General features: G+C 35.2%; 12 protein-coding genes and 1 riboswitch. Of the genes, 4 read left to right on the plus strand and 8 right to left on the minus strand.

Translation table 11 applies throughout. The features are described from left to right. The first annotated feature begins 120 nt into the window (after window positions 1-120). Window positions 121-780 (plus strand): 5-bromo-4-chloroindolyl phosphate hydrolysis family protein, encoded by a 660-nt coding sequence (locus NSU17_RS01060; protein ID WP_016839217.1) that lies wholly within the window; start codon window positions 121-123, stop codon window positions 778-780. Next, complete coding sequence (locus NSU17_RS01065; protein WP_016839214.1) at window positions 777-1,829, plus strand: toxic anion resistance protein; 1,053 nt, start codon at window positions 777-779, stop codon at window positions 1,827-1,829. The genes NSU17_RS01060 and NSU17_RS01065 overlap by 4 nt, the downstream gene beginning before the upstream one ends. A 37-nt stretch (window positions 1,830-1,866) precedes the next feature. On the opposite strand, the gene NSU17_RS01070 is transcribed toward NSU17_RS01065, so the two are convergent. Beyond that, window positions 1,867-2,064: a DUF6501 family protein gene (locus NSU17_RS01070; protein ID WP_016839213.1), complete on the minus strand. Its 198-nt coding sequence runs from the start codon at window positions 2,062-2,064 to the stop codon at window positions 1,867-1,869. Window positions 2,065-2,557: 493 nt separating this feature from the next. Between NSU17_RS01070 and NSU17_RS01075 the strand changes: the two genes are divergently transcribed. Further along, window positions 2,558-3,316, plus strand: coding sequence for an alpha/beta fold hydrolase (locus NSU17_RS01075; protein ID WP_340704044.1), 759 nt, complete (start codon window positions 2,558-2,560; stop codon window positions 3,314-3,316). A 263-nt stretch (window positions 3,317-3,579) separates the two neighbouring features. Here the strand turns inward: NSU17_RS01075 and NSU17_RS01080 are convergent, their stop codons facing one another. From NSU17_RS01080 to NSU17_RS01110, 7 genes are all read right to left on the minus strand, one after another. Then, entirely contained in the window at window positions 3,580-4,317 is a 738-nt protein-coding gene (locus NSU17_RS01080) for an amino acid ABC transporter ATP-binding protein (RefSeq protein WP_340704045.1), read from the minus strand. 4 nt (window positions 4,318-4,321) lie between these two features. Then, window positions 4,322-5,068, minus strand: a complete 747-nt coding sequence (locus tag NSU17_RS01085; RefSeq protein WP_016839210.1) for an amino acid ABC transporter permease — start codon at window positions 5,066-5,068, stop codon at window positions 4,322-4,324. Between the two features lie 131 nt (window positions 5,069-5,199). Next, complete coding sequence (locus NSU17_RS01090) at window positions 5,200-6,063, minus strand: transporter substrate-binding domain-containing protein (protein ID WP_016839209.1); 864 nt, start codon at window positions 6,061-6,063, stop codon at window positions 5,200-5,202. A gap of 103 nt (window positions 6,064-6,166) precedes the next feature. Beyond that, a riboswitch (Lysine riboswitch) is annotated at window positions 6,167-6,344 on the minus strand. Window positions 6,345-6,478: 134 nt separating this feature from the next. After that, on the minus strand, window positions 6,479-7,726 hold the full coding sequence (gene odhB / locus NSU17_RS01095) for a 2-oxoglutarate dehydrogenase complex dihydrolipoyllysine-residue succinyltransferase (protein ID WP_016839208.1): 1,248 nt from the start codon (window positions 7,724-7,726) through the stop codon (window positions 6,479-6,481). 58 nt (window positions 7,727-7,784) lie between these two features. Further along, on the minus strand, window positions 7,785-10,589 hold the full coding sequence (locus NSU17_RS01100; protein ID WP_340704046.1) for a 2-oxoglutarate dehydrogenase E1 component: 2,805 nt from the start codon (window positions 10,587-10,589) through the stop codon (window positions 7,785-7,787). Between the two features lie 198 nt (window positions 10,590-10,787). Next, window positions 10,788-12,179 (minus strand): HAMP domain-containing sensor histidine kinase, encoded by a 1,392-nt coding sequence (locus NSU17_RS01105; RefSeq protein ID WP_340704047.1) that lies wholly within the window; start codon window positions 12,177-12,179, stop codon window positions 10,788-10,790. Then, window positions 12,176-12,847: a response regulator transcription factor gene (locus NSU17_RS01110; protein ID WP_340704048.1), complete on the minus strand. Its 672-nt coding sequence runs from the start codon at window positions 12,845-12,847 to the stop codon at window positions 12,176-12,178. The genes NSU17_RS01105 and NSU17_RS01110 overlap by 4 nt, the downstream gene beginning before the upstream one ends. A 668-nt stretch (window positions 12,848-13,515) precedes the next feature. Here NSU17_RS01110 and NSU17_RS01115 point away from each other — a divergent pair. Continuing rightward, window positions 13,516-14,064 carry a GNAT family N-acetyltransferase gene (locus NSU17_RS01115; protein WP_340704049.1) on the plus strand — a complete coding sequence of 183 codons (549 nt, stop codon included), beginning with the start codon at window positions 13,516-13,518 and terminating at the stop codon, window positions 14,062-14,064. Window positions 14,065-14,231: the final 167 nt, after the last annotated feature.

Below are 14,231 nucleotides of genomic sequence, written 5' to 3' on the forward strand. Positions count from 1 at the left end.
TTAAAAATATGTGAAAAAAGTAGTATCATTTAAATAGAGAAATGATAAATTCAAATAAGTTTTTGAAACTTTTATTCCCCACCGAACGTATTTATACTAAGAACACGAGGAGGTACGCATATGCTGGGGGTAAGCAACTTCATCATACGACATTTACTCAATTTTTTCTTTAGTTTTACAGTTTTTATCATATTAGTTGTTCAATTAAATATCAGTTTTCTGAATGGATTAATCATACCAATTGCATCCATTCTAACTTATATAGTTAGTAATTATATCATTAAATCTGTTCAAAAATATAAAAAGACGAAAGCACTCGGCTTTACCCGTTCAGAATATAATCATATTGAATCCCAATTAAAACAAGCAAAAAGCCACATAAATTTATTAACACAGCAATATATTCGAGTGCGTTCCATTCGTTCTTTTAAATTACTAAATGAAATGACAAAGTTGTCTAGAAGAATAGTCAATATCGTTCAAACAAATCCGCAAAAATTTTACACAGTTGAAGATTTCTTCTATTCTCACCTGCCTTCAGCTGTGCAATTGAGCAAAAATTACGCAACGTTAGTACAACAGCAAATTAAAGATGCTGATGTGCATATCGCTCTTGAAGAGGCTCGAAAAGCGATGAAAAAATTACAAAGTTCGATGGAAGATGACTTAAAAGCTGCTCTTGCATCTGATTTAGAAAATTTAAAATTGGAGTTGGATTATGTCAAACTCGAGCATGAAAAAAAACAAAAGCAAATAGAATTTGGGAGGGAAAATCAATGATGGAGAAAAAGAGCTCAGAAGGTTTTGAACTGTTCCCAAACGAGAGCTCTTTTTCTATTGTGGAGAGTAAAGTATTCCCTACCCTTACTGAAGAAGAGCAGTCAAAAGCATTATATTTAGCAAGCGAGCTAGATAGTACTTGCTATGAAGCCATTGTTCGTTTTGGTGAAGAAGTTCAAAAATCCCTAAAACATTTTACCCATCAATTATTAGTTCAAGTACAAAGAAACGATACTTCACCAATTCGAGAGATTTTATCGACCTTAATTGAACAGTTGGATTCAATGAATCTCGATCAATTCAACATTCAAGATAAAGGATTTTTAAGAAAACTATTTAAACGAAAAACTTCCATTCAACAAATCGTTTCCCAATACAATCGCTTAAGTAAGCAAATCGACCGTCTAACGATTCATTTAAAACGAGCTCAAGAGAATTTATTGACGGATAACAATATGTTAAATAAGTTATATGAAAAAAATGAAGAATATTTTCAAGAAATCAATTTGTACATTGCTGCTTTGGAAATGAAAAGACTTGACCTTCAAAAGCAGTTGCAAATGGTGGAAAAGGATTATAACGATATGGACAACCCCATGATGAGGCAAAAGTTACTCGATATGAAAAATGCGGCGGAATGGCTAGATCGAAGAATGTATGATTTACAAATATCGCGGGAAATAGCTATTCAAACAGCTCCCCAAATTCGCATGATTCAATCAACCAATGAAATGCTCATTGAAAAAATTCAGTCATCTATATTATCAACAATCCCTTTATGGCAATCTCAAATTTCCATGCTCGTCAACCTCAATCGCCAACATCGTGCAAATGCGACAAGTCATCATTTAATGAATACTTCAGAGAAGTTAGCGATGAAAAGCGCTGAAATGACGAGCATTACCGAAAGTCATGTAGAACTGGATCATTTGAAAGAAACGCAAATACAGCTTATCGAATCAATCGAAGAAACATTGCAAATTCAAGCCGACCGGAACGAAAAACAACAATTGATTGAACAAACCATCCATGAAATAGATGGCAAGTAAAATAGCACGAGTGATACAAAACACTCGTGCTTATTATTTATTCGAAGTACTCTTTATAATACCCGCCTACTTTTCCAGTATTATCAACTATAAAAATAAATTCTTCTGTTTCATTTTTCACTTCATATTCTTTCCCAACAGTTAACACGTTAGATACTAAATATTTTTTTGCATTTGTATTCACACATTTTACTGTACGAATAGTAGGTGCGTCCTTCCATTTTAAGTGTAGCATCATCATACCCTCTCTCTTCATTAAACTATCGTTACAATTATATCATTGAATTGCCAGGTAAATACATGAAAGTTTTCAAAATCGTCTCTCATAAACTTCTTGTCCAGTTAACACATTTCATTTTAACAAATACTGAAGGATTTTGTCGTCCATTAGGTAATTTCGATTTACTTAATTTATCGTATGCTTATTTATGATTCTTTATTTGTTTTAAATCTGTTGCAGTAGAATTTTAGATAAATCCTTTCTTGAGCACTAACTACTTTTCTTCCTTTCCCTTTTAAAAAATATTCGCCAACTATCACCAGTAAGCCTTATTGAAACTTTTCCAAACATAAGTACAGTTGTCACGGTACATTTCTGTGCAATTTACATATAATAATGATAACGTTATTTACCATTCTGGCTGATAAATTTATTGTTATTTGCAAAGACTATCAAGTAAACCATCCCTGTGATTTCTCAACATACGCTGATGAAATAGGTGATCGTGATGTTAAACTACTTAGATGTTGGGAAAGGTGAAGAAATAGTCTTTATTCATGGATTAGGTAACCGCATACAAGCTTGGGCTCCCCAATTGGAACTAACTACACAATATCGATTAATTATCATCGAATTAAGAGGACATGGTGACTCTCCAGAAAAAGAAAATATCAATGTCGAATTTTTTGCAAAAGACATAATTGAAGTATTAGATTATTTAAATATCGAAAAAGCACATTTTGTTGGTCTATCACTCGGTGGAATCGTTGCACTAGAAATATGTAAGCGTTTTAAAAAGCGTGTAAAATCACTCATTTTATGTAATACGACTTACTATATTCCTACTTTGCTTGGAAATATTACTCTTGAAAAAACAAAACGATTTTTAAAAAAATCGTCACTCGAACAACTGAATGAACGGCTCATCAAAAAATGTTTATACAATCCTGAAGAACAAAAGGTTTATGAATTAGCAAAGAATGCTTTTCACATTCGAAAAGATACGTATTTACAATCGGTTCAATCAGCTTTTGGAAGAAACTATTTTTATGATTTATTGACCATTAATGTGCCAACACTGATCATTGGTTCTCTAGAAGATAAAGTAGTACCTATTCAAAATGCCTATTTAATGCATTACATGATTAAGTCTTCCAATTTAATTATTTTTGAAAATACAGGACATTTGCCGAATATCGAACGACCAGAACTATTCAATTTAGCCATTGCTCAACATATCAAACAATTTCAAAATAAAGTAAGTTAAAAGGGCGCGTCTGACAAGTCATTTTGAGACACCCCCTTTGCGGCTGTCGCACATGCTTTCGCCGCAGATAAATTGCGGCTGTCGCTAGCGCTTTCGCCGCAGATAAATTGCGCTGTCGCTAGTGCTTTCGACGCAGATAAATTGCGACGAGGAGGCGCGTTTGATGTGACTACCACAGGAGCAAAGTTTTCAAGAGAATATTAGTATTAAGAAATAAGGCTGTTCAGAAAGTGATTGACTTTTCTAGACAGCCCCGTTCCATCTTATTTATTTAATGTTCGTCTTAAGAACTCTTTTGTTCTTTCGTGTATTGGGTTGACTAGTACTTGTTCAGGAGGCCCTTCTTCAACGATGACCCCTTTATCCATAAACACGACACGATCTGAAACTTCTTTTGCAAATTCCATTTCATGGGTAACAATTAACATTGTATTTCCAGCCTTCGCAAGGTCTCGCATAACCTTTAATACTTCCCCTACCATTTCTGGGTCAAGGGCAGAAGTCGGTTCATCAAATAACATCACGTCTGGATTCATTGCTAAAGCTCTTGCAATGGCAACCCTCTGTTTTTGTCCACCTGAAAGTTGTCGAGGTCGCGCATTCTTATAGCGATCCATTCCAACAATCGTTAAATATTTCATCGCATTGTTTATGGCTTCCTCTTTTGAACGTTTCAATACTTTTACTTGTCCGACTATACAATTCCCTAATACATCCAAGTTATTAAATAAGTTAAACTGCTGGAATACCATACCTAAGTGCGTACGATATTTTTCTTTATTGTAACCTTCCGTTAAAATATTTTCTCCATTAAAAATAATCTCACCGCCTGTAGGAGTTTCCAGCAAGTTAATGCAACGCAATAATGTGGATTTTCCTGATCCTGAAGCTCCAATTAACGTTACAACTTCCCCTTTTCTTACTTGGAAATTGACATCTTTCAATACTTCATGATTGCCGAATGTTTTATTTAAATGTTTGATATCAATGACCACTGTCATAGCATTACTCACCATCCTTTATCGGCTTGTTTCCTGTCACAAGCTCCACTCGGTACGAATCAGGTCCATCCATTTTCTTCTCAAACCAAAGAAGAATACGAGTTACAGTGAATGTCATAATGAAGTACAATACGCAGGCAATTAAGAATGCTTCTGCATAACGATATGTACTACCCGCAACAGAGTTCGTTGTAAAGAATAATTCAACTACACTAATGACACTTAGTACAGAAGAGTCCTTTATATTCATAACGAGCTGGTTACCAGTCGCTGGTAAAATATTTCGAGCTACTTGAGGAAGGATAATATAGAACATTGTTTGAAAATGATTCATACCAATCGCTTCACTGGCCTCGTATTGTCCTTTATCGATTGAAACAATTCCACCACGCACATACTCTGCCATATAAGCACCTGTATTTAAGCTGATAACAATTAAACCAGCAACAAAGCGATTTAATTGAATATCAATGGCATAGAGTCCGTAGAACACAACCATCGCTTGTACCATCATTGGAGTGCCACGGAATAGTTCAACATAGCAAGTTAGTATAAAATTAATAGTTTTTAATGCATATGTTTTAAAGGATTTTTTTTGCAATGGAATCGTGTGCATAACCCCGATGAAAAATCCGATAATCGCACCAAAAATCGTACCTAATATCGCAAGAATTAATGCAATCCATGCTCCTCGCAAAAACAAATCCCAGTTATTCTGAAAAATATTCCAAACTGTTTCTAAGAAAGACATAAAGAAATCCCCTTATTGTTTTTTTGTTCGCACTTAGAAGAATTAAAGTTAAGCACAGTAAATAACTTTACAGGGAAGGAAAATGGAAAAAGGTTGTCTTATAGAGAATCTCAAGACAACCTTTCACCACACTATTGTTGTGATGGTTGATTTTTAATAGCTTCTTCCATGATTTGATGACGTTCATCTTCCGTAATACCAGCTAAAATTTCGTTAATTTTATCTTTTAAGTCCGAACCTTTTTTCAAGCCAACAGCGATTGCTGTATCAGATTCATCAGCCTCAAATCCGTCTTCTGGAACAATGTAAGTAAATCCTTCAATTGCTGCCTCAGCAGACATCCCTTCTGGACGTTCTGAAATATAAGCATCAATTGCACCAGAAGATAATTGGATTCGCATTTGGCCAAAATCTGTAGCTGGTACTTGTTTATTAACGCCAGTCATTTGATCGATTACTTTGTAGTGAGTAGTACCTTGTTGTGCTGTTACTTTAGCCCCTTCAAAATCATGAATCGATTTTGCATTTGCATATGGACCATCTTTTTTCACAACAATTACGAAATCACTCGTATAATAGTTGTCTGTAAAATCGATTACTTCCATGCGTTCAGGAGTAGGTGACATACCCGCAATAACTGCATCAATTGCACCAGATTGTAATGATGGAATTAAACCATCCCAGTCAGTTTTTACAATTTGAAGCTCCATCCCTAATCCTTCAGCAATACGTTTTGCGATTTGAACATCGTAACCGTTTGCAAACTCTTTAGAATCTGCAATAGGAACTGCTCCATTTGAGTCATCTTTTTGAGACCAGTTAAATGGTGCATAAGCAGCTTCCATACCTACTCTTAATACACTTTTTGACTCGGATGAAGATTCTGAATCTTTTTGTGATTCTCCACCTGTTGATTCTTTGTTTCCTGAACCACATGCTGCAAGAACGAGAACCGTCATCATGGTTATGAAAAGTAGCAATAATTTCTTTTTCATCTTAATTCCCCCTGTCTCTGTTTCGCTTAGCTTCACAAATAAAAAGCGACCTAAGAAGAACTTAAGGTCGCATCAATTTGTTAGACTAATACCTCTAGTTCCACTTTGGAATAGCACACCTTACATATAAACATGTAAGACAGTGTTACAGTTATTCACTGTAACCCCAGCATAGTTATCTGAGCAAATAACTACACTTCGGCGATATTTCCTTCTTTCCCACTTCTTCACTCGCTCAAGCTCCATGAGAAACTAATAAATACCGCGCCTCTACCCTACCAAGTGAGGCTAGAATATTCAATTGTTAAGAGAAGCATAACCTAAATGGTGTTTACTTGTCAATAACAAATAGGAAAAGTTTAATAGTACCAAATATACTCCCCAAAAATAGTTGGGGAGTATATTATACATTTTCTTATGAATTTAGAAGTAAATCTTCAGGATTTTCGATTAATTCTTTAACTGTTTTTAAGAATCCAACTGAATCTTTACCATCAATGATTCGATGATCGTATGAAAGTGCCACATACATCATTGGACGAATTTCAACTTGGCCGTTTACAGCTACTGGACGGTTTACAATTGAGTGCATACCAAGGATACCTGCTTGCGTACCATTGATAATTGGTGTTGAAGCTAATGAACCAAAGATACCGCCATTTGTAATTGTAAATGTTCCGCCTTGTAAATCAGAAATTGCTAATTTCTTTTCACGTGCTTTTTGAGCAAGTTCTGCAATTTCTCTTTCAATTTCAGCGAAGTTTTTGCGATCTGCATCACGTACAACTGGAACTACTAAACCTTCTTCTGTAGATACCGCAATACCGATATCATAAATGTTAAATTTATGAATTTCATCGCCAACAATTTGTGCATTTACATAAGGATATTTTTTCAATGCAGCAACTACTGCTTTTGTGAAGAATGACATGAATCCAAGTTTTATACCATTCTCATTCACAAATTGTTCTTGTTTGCGTTTGCGAAGTTCCATCACATTTGTCATGTCAATTTCGTTGAATGTTGTTAACATTGCCGTATTTTGTTTAACTTCAAGAAGACGTTTTGCAATTGTTTGACGTCGACGGCTCATTCTTTCAACTGTAACGCGAGATTCATCTACAGTTACAGCAGGTGCTACAGGTTGTGCTGCTTGCACTGGTTGTGCTGGTTTAGCAGCATGAGCAGCAACATCTTGTACACGAACTCGGCCTTGTGGGTCTACTGGTGAAATTGCTGCTAAATCAATGCCTTTTTCACGAGCAAGTTTACGTGCAGCTGGTGAAGCTACTACGCGCTCATTAGATGTTTCCTCAACAACCGGTGCAGCTTGTGCTGGTTGTGCTTGAGGAGCTTGTGGTTGTTCCTCTTTAACCGCTTCTTTTGCAGGTTCTGCTTGAGGTGCTGGAGTAGGTTCAGCTCCACCTTCAACAGGCTCAACGATCGCAATTGTTTGGCCAACTAATACTGTATCGCCTTCTTCAGCTAAAATTTGAGTTAATACTCCTGCTTCTTCAGAAATAATTTCTGCATTTACTTTATCTGTTTCTAATTCAACAATGAATTCGCCTTTCTCAACGCGATCTCCAACTTTTTTCACCCATTGTGCAATTGTACCTTCCGTAATCGATTCTGCTAATTCAGGGACTTTAATTTCAGCCACTTTTTATATCCTCCTTTAATTCTCAACACTGTTAAATCTTAACGTAAATTATGCAAGATTACAAATCTGCTAAAGCGTCGTTAATTACTTTAGCTTGAGCAACTTTATGTGAGTCCATGTCACCTTCTGAAGTAGAAGACATTTCTGGACGTCCAACATAACGTACTTTTTTGCCTTCAGCTAATTCAAGTAAGTATTCTAAGGCAAATTTCCAAGGACCTTGGTTTCTAGGTTCCTCTTGTACCCAAACAATTTCTTTCGCGTTAGGGTATCTCGCAATGATTTCAGAAAGTTTTTCCATTGGGAATGGATATAATTGTTCAATGCGAAGGATGTGAAGTTTTTCGAATCCTTCACCGTCTTTAATTGCTTCTGCTAAGTCAATTGTCACTTTACCAGAAGCTAAAATAATGCGTTCCACTTTTTTAGGATTTTGTCCGAGTCCTGGTTGTTCAATGACTTCCTCGAATTTTCCTTCAGATAATTGCTCTAATGTAGCTGCAGCTAATGGATGACGCAATAATGATTTTGGTGTTGCAACTACTAATGGACGCACTCCTTCAGTTCCAAGCATTTTCGCTTGTCGACGTAATAAGTGGAAGTAGTTTCCGGCATTTGAACAGTTTGCAACAATCCAGTTATTTTCAGCACATAATTGCAAGTAACGTTCAATGCGTGCTGCAGAGTGTTCTGGCCCCTGTCCTTCCATACCATTTGGTAATAAAAGAACTAATCCAGATTTAAGACCCCATTTAGAACGAGCAGCTGTAATGAAGTTATCAAACATTACTTGAGCCATATTTGCGAAGTCCCCGAATTGTGCTTCCCAAATTGTTAATGCTTTCTCATTTTCCAGGTTATAACCATATTCATAACCTACGATTGCCGCTTCTGTTAATGGAGAATTGAATACACTAAAGGAAGCTTTAGCTCCTGAAATATTGTGTAATGGCGTCCATTCAGAACCGTTATTTTTATCATGTAGTACTAAATGACGTTGCGAGAAAGTACCACGTTGAGCATCTTGCCCAGTCAGACGAATTGGGTTTCCTTCACGTAAAATTGATGCAAACGCTAATGTTTCTGCATGACCCCAGTCAATTTTACCTGTTTCTAGCGCTTCAACACGTCTTTTTAGAATTCTTGCCAATTTGTTTTGAGGCTCAAAGTTTTCAGGCCATGCTAACAATTCTTCGTTAATTTGTTTTAATTCCTCAGCAGAAACACCTGTTTCTAATTGTGGATAAGGTTGTTTCACCTCTTCAGGAATTTCCACTTCGAGATGATGACCCTTTTCTTCGCCTACTGCTTTAACATGATCGTAACTTTTTTGCATTTCGCCATAAATTTCTTGGTTTAACTGTTCTACGAATTCTTTTGTTACAATACCTTCATTTACAACTCGTTCACCATAAAGTTCACGAACTGTAGGATGTTTATCAACAATTAAGTATGTTTTTGGATTTGTTACAGTCGGATCATCAGTTTCATTGTGTCCAAATCTGCGGTAACCAATTAAGTCAATTAAAATATCTTTACCGAACATTTGACGATATTCAAAAGCAAATTTTGCTACTTGAATAACTGCTTCAGGATCATCTGCATTCACGTGCACTACAGGAATACCGTATCCTTTTGCTACATCTGATGAATAGTGTGTTGAACGAGAATCGTAATATTCTGTTGTAAATCCAATCATGTTATTGGAGATAATGTGGATAGAACCGCCAGTAGAGAATCCTTTTGTTCCAGCATAGTTAAATGTTTCTTGTACGATTCCTTCACCGCTAAATGCTGCATCTCCATGAACAAGAACAGCTAGTGCTTTTGATGTATCTTGCACTGGTTCTCCAGGATTAGATGTATCTTCTTGAGCTGCTCTCGTTGAACCAGTTACAACAGGACTAACTACTTCTAAGTGTGAAGGGTTGTATGCAAGTTTTACCGTTAATCCAGATGGTTTGTGATAAGTTGCACCCATGTGATATTTCACATCGCCAGTCCAACCTTTTGCAATTTCAATTGAACCATCTTCAGGGAAGAAGTAATCGTTTGGAACGTGTGCGAAATCTGCAAACATCATAGCGTATGGCTTGTTTACGATATGTGTTAATACATTTAAACGTCCGCGGTGTGCCATACCGATTTGTAAAAATTTCATTTGATCTTTTTCTGCGGATTTTACGATTTCATCAATTAAAACTACTAATGTATCTAAACCTTCAATAGAGAATCTTTTTTGACCAACGAATGTTTTATGAATGAATTTTTCAAAGTTTTCAACGCGAGTAAGTTTTTCTAATACGGCTTTTTTCTCATCTGCAGATAGTTTTTGTTTGAAGAATCCTGATTCAATTTTTGATTGAATCCAATTTCTTTCGGATTGATCTTCTACATGTGCATATTCGAATCCAATTTTTTCAGTGTAAAGTGAACGTAAATAATCAATCGCTTGTTTACCGTTGGAAACGTTTGCAGGGACATTATTTAAGAATAGTGAAGCAGGTAATTCAGCTAAATCTGCATCTGTTAATCCGTATGCTTGTGGCTCAATTTTTGAAAAATCTAATGGACGGTCTTTCAGTGGGTATACGTCCGCTCCATAATGCCCAAAAGCTCGTATTGCATCTGCTAATTTTACAGCTGCCAATACTTTATTAAAATCTCCTGTTTGAGCCATTTGCGCACCACTTGAAGTTTCTTCTAGTACTGGAGCACCAAATTGTTGGAATAATGAAGCTAATTCCGAATCAACTTCGTCAGGGTTTTGTAAGAACAGTTCATATTGTTCCATTACATACCCTAAGTTCGGACCAGAGAATACTGACCAAGGAGATCCAGTTGTAATTACATTGTTCGACATGAGAAAAACCTCCAAATTTTGCTAATAGCAATTACATTTTAAATAGAAAGTATAAAAATCATTCTTCTATTAATATAAATTTATATAACAATTTGAGAAGAACCTTTTTTCCATTTCAATCTTACTACTCTTCATAAAAAATACAACTATTTTTCACAAATTTAGATGAAATTTTTTGAATGGAATTAAAAAAATGTGTTAAGTAGGTAAACGTAATGTAAAAATTGTGCCCTTTCCTACTGAACTCGATACATCCATTTCCACTTGATACTTGTCTGCCAACATTTTTGAAATGCTTAAACCTAGTCCAGTTCCACCTCCATTACTCCGCGAACGATCCACGCGATAAAATCGATCAAATATAAAAGGTAAATGTTCTTTTGAAATGCCGATACCATTATCTTGTATCGTCATAAAAATATTTTCTGTAAAATAATGAACATGTATTTGGATAATGGGTATATTTTCATTATATCGAATTCCATTTTCGATAATGTTTCTTACAATTTGTGCAAACGCATTCTCAGATATTTGTGCCATCCTTTTTTCGCCATCGAACACCACATTCATTTTAGCATTTGAATAAACAACTTCAAGTTCTTCAATCACGGTATTTAAAACTTTTTCTAAATCACAAGAAGTTTCTTCTTTTCCTTCATTTCGAGCCAAACTTAATAATTCCTCAATCATTTTCTTCATGCGTTGAACTTCATCTATTGCCAAATCCAGCGATTCTTCCAACACTTGTGGATCATCCTTACCCCATCGCTTAATTAAAGACAGGTGTCCTTCAATCGCTTGAATGGGTGTGCGAAGTTCATGGGATGCATCTGAAACAAATTGTTGTTGCTGCATAAAAGTTACTTCCAATTCATTCATCATGGAGCGATAAATTTTTAGCAAATCACCAATCTCATCATCATGATGATAAGTAAAATGAATATTTTCTTGAAAACCTTTTTCTTTTACTCGAGTCATGGAATTCCGCAAATCTTTTAACGGCTTCATTATTATATGAACCAAATAATGACTCATAGTTACTGCAATGAACAATGCACCGATTCCTGCTATTACCAAAACCGTCAACACATAACGCATCATGGAGTGAAACGTGTCAAGCGGGTGTATTAATTGAATAATTCCTTGAAAAAATCCGATTTGAACTAAACGATTCACAACAATGACTTCTTTATGATCTAGCGATAGTTTCTCAACGACAGTTTTCTGTATTTCATCAATCGGATAATTGATGTTTGCACTAGGCGAGTAATCATTAATCTTCAAAACTTCATAACCATCCATATTATATAGACGAACCGTTTGATTTTGATGAACAATTGACTTCAATAACCCTGTATTGTCTTTCAATTCATTGATTGAAATCGATTGGCCTTGGGTATGAAAAAAATCCGTTAAATCATCAACAGTTCGGACTGCATTTAATTCCTCTTGATGAATGAGCCAAGTATAGAGTGCAAAATAGATGATGATACAAATCGTCGCATAACTAAAAAATATGACTAGTGAAGTAGATAACGTCCACTTTTGTTTTAATGTTAATTGGAACTTTGATAGTTTAATTTTTTTCATTCTCTCACCACATACCCAACGCCACGAATTGTTTCAATATATGGTTCTTTTTCTGTCTGTAATTTTAAGCGTAGATGACGAATATAAACATCTACTACGTTTGTTTCCACTTCCATATTATGTCCCCATACCTTATCTAATATTAACTCTCGAGTACATACTCGGTTTTTGTTTTCACACAACAATTTCAATAAATCATACTCAGTTTTGGTTAAATCTAATTTTTTCCCTTCAAACATTACTTTATAGGATGCGGTATCAATTTCAAGGTCTCTTACTTTAATGACTTTTCGTTGTTGTTCACCCCAATTGGCTCTTCTTAAAACAGAGCGAATTCGAGCTAATAATTCTTCAATCGCAAAAGGCTTAACAATGTAATCATCCGCACCGGCATCCAATCCTGATACTCTGTCCGTAACGGCATCACGAGCCGTTAATAAAATAATCGGCACATCGGAATTTGCACGAATTCGCCGACAAACTTCAACACCATTGAGACTAGGTAACATCACATCAAGCAATATACAGTCGAAAGATTCATTTAGCGCTTTTTGTAAGCCTTCTCTGCCATCACTGCATGTTGTCACATCAAAATGTTCATGAATAAGTTCCAATTCAATAAATCGGGCTATACTTTTTTCATCTTCTACTAATAATATTTTTTTCATTTTAATCACCTTTCAAAAAGGTATAAATTTTATAAATAATGGTTATATTACCAAATACAAGACACCCCTAACACTTTTTTCACAAAGAATATATCCTTAAACTTTGAAAGCCACAATTTAAGTTTACCTTAAATTGTGGCTCTTTTTTAATGAATTGGATCGAATTTTCATCATAATCTGTAATCTCCCCACTATTGAAAAAGTTATTTCATCCTTGTAACTTTTTTCCCTAATCTGCATATTTTACGTTTATGCCCTATATCGATGACGAATTTCGATAAATTTACCTAGTTTTAGAGTTATTCAATCTAGGTATTATATAAATAAAACATCTACAGCTTTTCATTTGCAAGAAGTGTTATGCTAAATGTAGCTATTTTAACCATTAACTATTTCATTTATTGAAACATCGATGGTTTTTTATAGAATATTTCTTATTACGTTCACAAACTTTACACAGAAAATACTGTTTTTTTCAAACAAAATCTTGTAAGAACGATTATATTTATTATAAGATATACTGGTCAAAATTTTTTTAGAATATTAGAACGGGAAAACTATGGATGCATGTCTATAGTTTATAACGTCTAAACTTTTAGGTTTTTGGTGTCGTTGCTCTTCGTGTTATTGGAAATTTTTTGCAACTATCCTAAAAAGGAGGCGTTTACATGCTGAAACATCGAGATTTATTAGAAACTAATGAATTGTATCAATTACTCATACACCCGTCGGTTTTCCCGTATGTTCGTCATAAAGCGACGAGCCCAGAGGAATATCTATTTATGACTAAACAAATTATTGAAGAAGAGGCTTTAGGCAAAACGATATCAAGAACGATTCTTGATGAATGGGGTCAACCCATTGGAACAATAAGTTTGTATGATATTGAAGATGGCGCTGGATTTTTAGGCACTTGGATTGGCGCCCCATTCCAAGGAAAAGGATACAATCAGATAGCAAAAAAAGAATTCTTATCCGAAATATTTTTCAAATATAATTTCCATACCGTTTTTTTAAGAATTCGAAAAGAAAATGAAAAATCGAAACGTGCCTCCTTAAAGTTGCAATATGTAATTTCCGCTAATGAATTACATCCAACTTTATATGAGGAAATTAATGTTGGCGAAGCAAAATATGATTTATATAAAATTCCAAAAGATTTATTTTATTTAGTAACGGCTCATGAGCAAGAAGACACGGAAGAACAAGTAATTTAATAAATGAAATCAAGAGGTTGGGACAAATCTAAAAAAACATCATTTTCTCCAAGGAGAAAATGATGTTTTTTTGATATGTTATTAAAATTGATTTCCGTTCCGGGGACGCTTTCCGCGGGCCCAGCTCGAGCCTCCTCGGAGCTCATTGCTTCGCTCCTGCGGTGTCT

This window comes from Ureibacillus sp. FSL K6-2830, from assembly GCF_038004145.1.
In the GTDB taxonomy this organism is placed as follows: Bacteria; Bacillota; Bacilli; order Bacillales_A; family Planococcaceae; genus Ureibacillus; species Ureibacillus thermosphaericus.

Bases quoted from the DNA above. Each gene is read 5' to 3' on its own strand.
- NSU17_RS01105 (WP_340704047.1), bottom strand. From the start codon at position 12,179: ATGAAAAAAATTAAACTATCAAAGTTCCAATTAACATTAAAACAAAAG.
- NSU17_RS01080 (WP_340704045.1), bottom strand. From the start codon at position 4,317: ATGACAGTGGTCATTGATATCAAACATTTAAATAAAACATTCGGCAAT.
- NSU17_RS01065 (WP_016839214.1), top strand. From the start codon at position 777: ATGATGGAGAAAAAGAGCTCAGAAGGTTTTGAACTGTTCCCAAACGAG.
- NSU17_RS01115 (WP_340704049.1), top strand. From the start codon at position 13,516: ATGCTGAAACATCGAGATTTATTAGAAACTAATGAATTGTATCAATTA.
- NSU17_RS01085 (WP_016839210.1), bottom strand. From the start codon at position 5,068: ATGTCTTTCTTAGAAACAGTTTGGAATATTTTTCAGAATAACTGGGAT.
- NSU17_RS01075 (WP_340704044.1), top strand. From the start codon at position 2,558: ATGTTAAACTACTTAGATGTTGGGAAAGGTGAAGAAATAGTCTTTATT.
- NSU17_RS01060 (WP_016839217.1), top strand. From the start codon at position 121: ATGCTGGGGGTAAGCAACTTCATCATACGACATTTACTCAATTTTTTC.
- NSU17_RS01100 (WP_340704046.1), bottom strand. From the start codon at position 10,589: ATGTCGAACAATGTAATTACAACTGGATCTCCTTGGTCAGTATTCTCT.
- NSU17_RS01090 (WP_016839209.1), bottom strand. From the start codon at position 6,063: ATGAAAAAGAAATTATTGCTACTTTTCATAACCATGATGACGGTTCTC.
- NSU17_RS01070 (WP_016839213.1), bottom strand. From the start codon at position 2,064: ATGCTACACTTAAAATGGAAGGACGCACCTACTATTCGTACAGTAAAA.
- NSU17_RS01110 (WP_340704048.1), bottom strand. From the start codon at position 12,847: ATGAAAAAAATATTATTAGTAGAAGATGAAAAAAGTATAGCCCGATTT.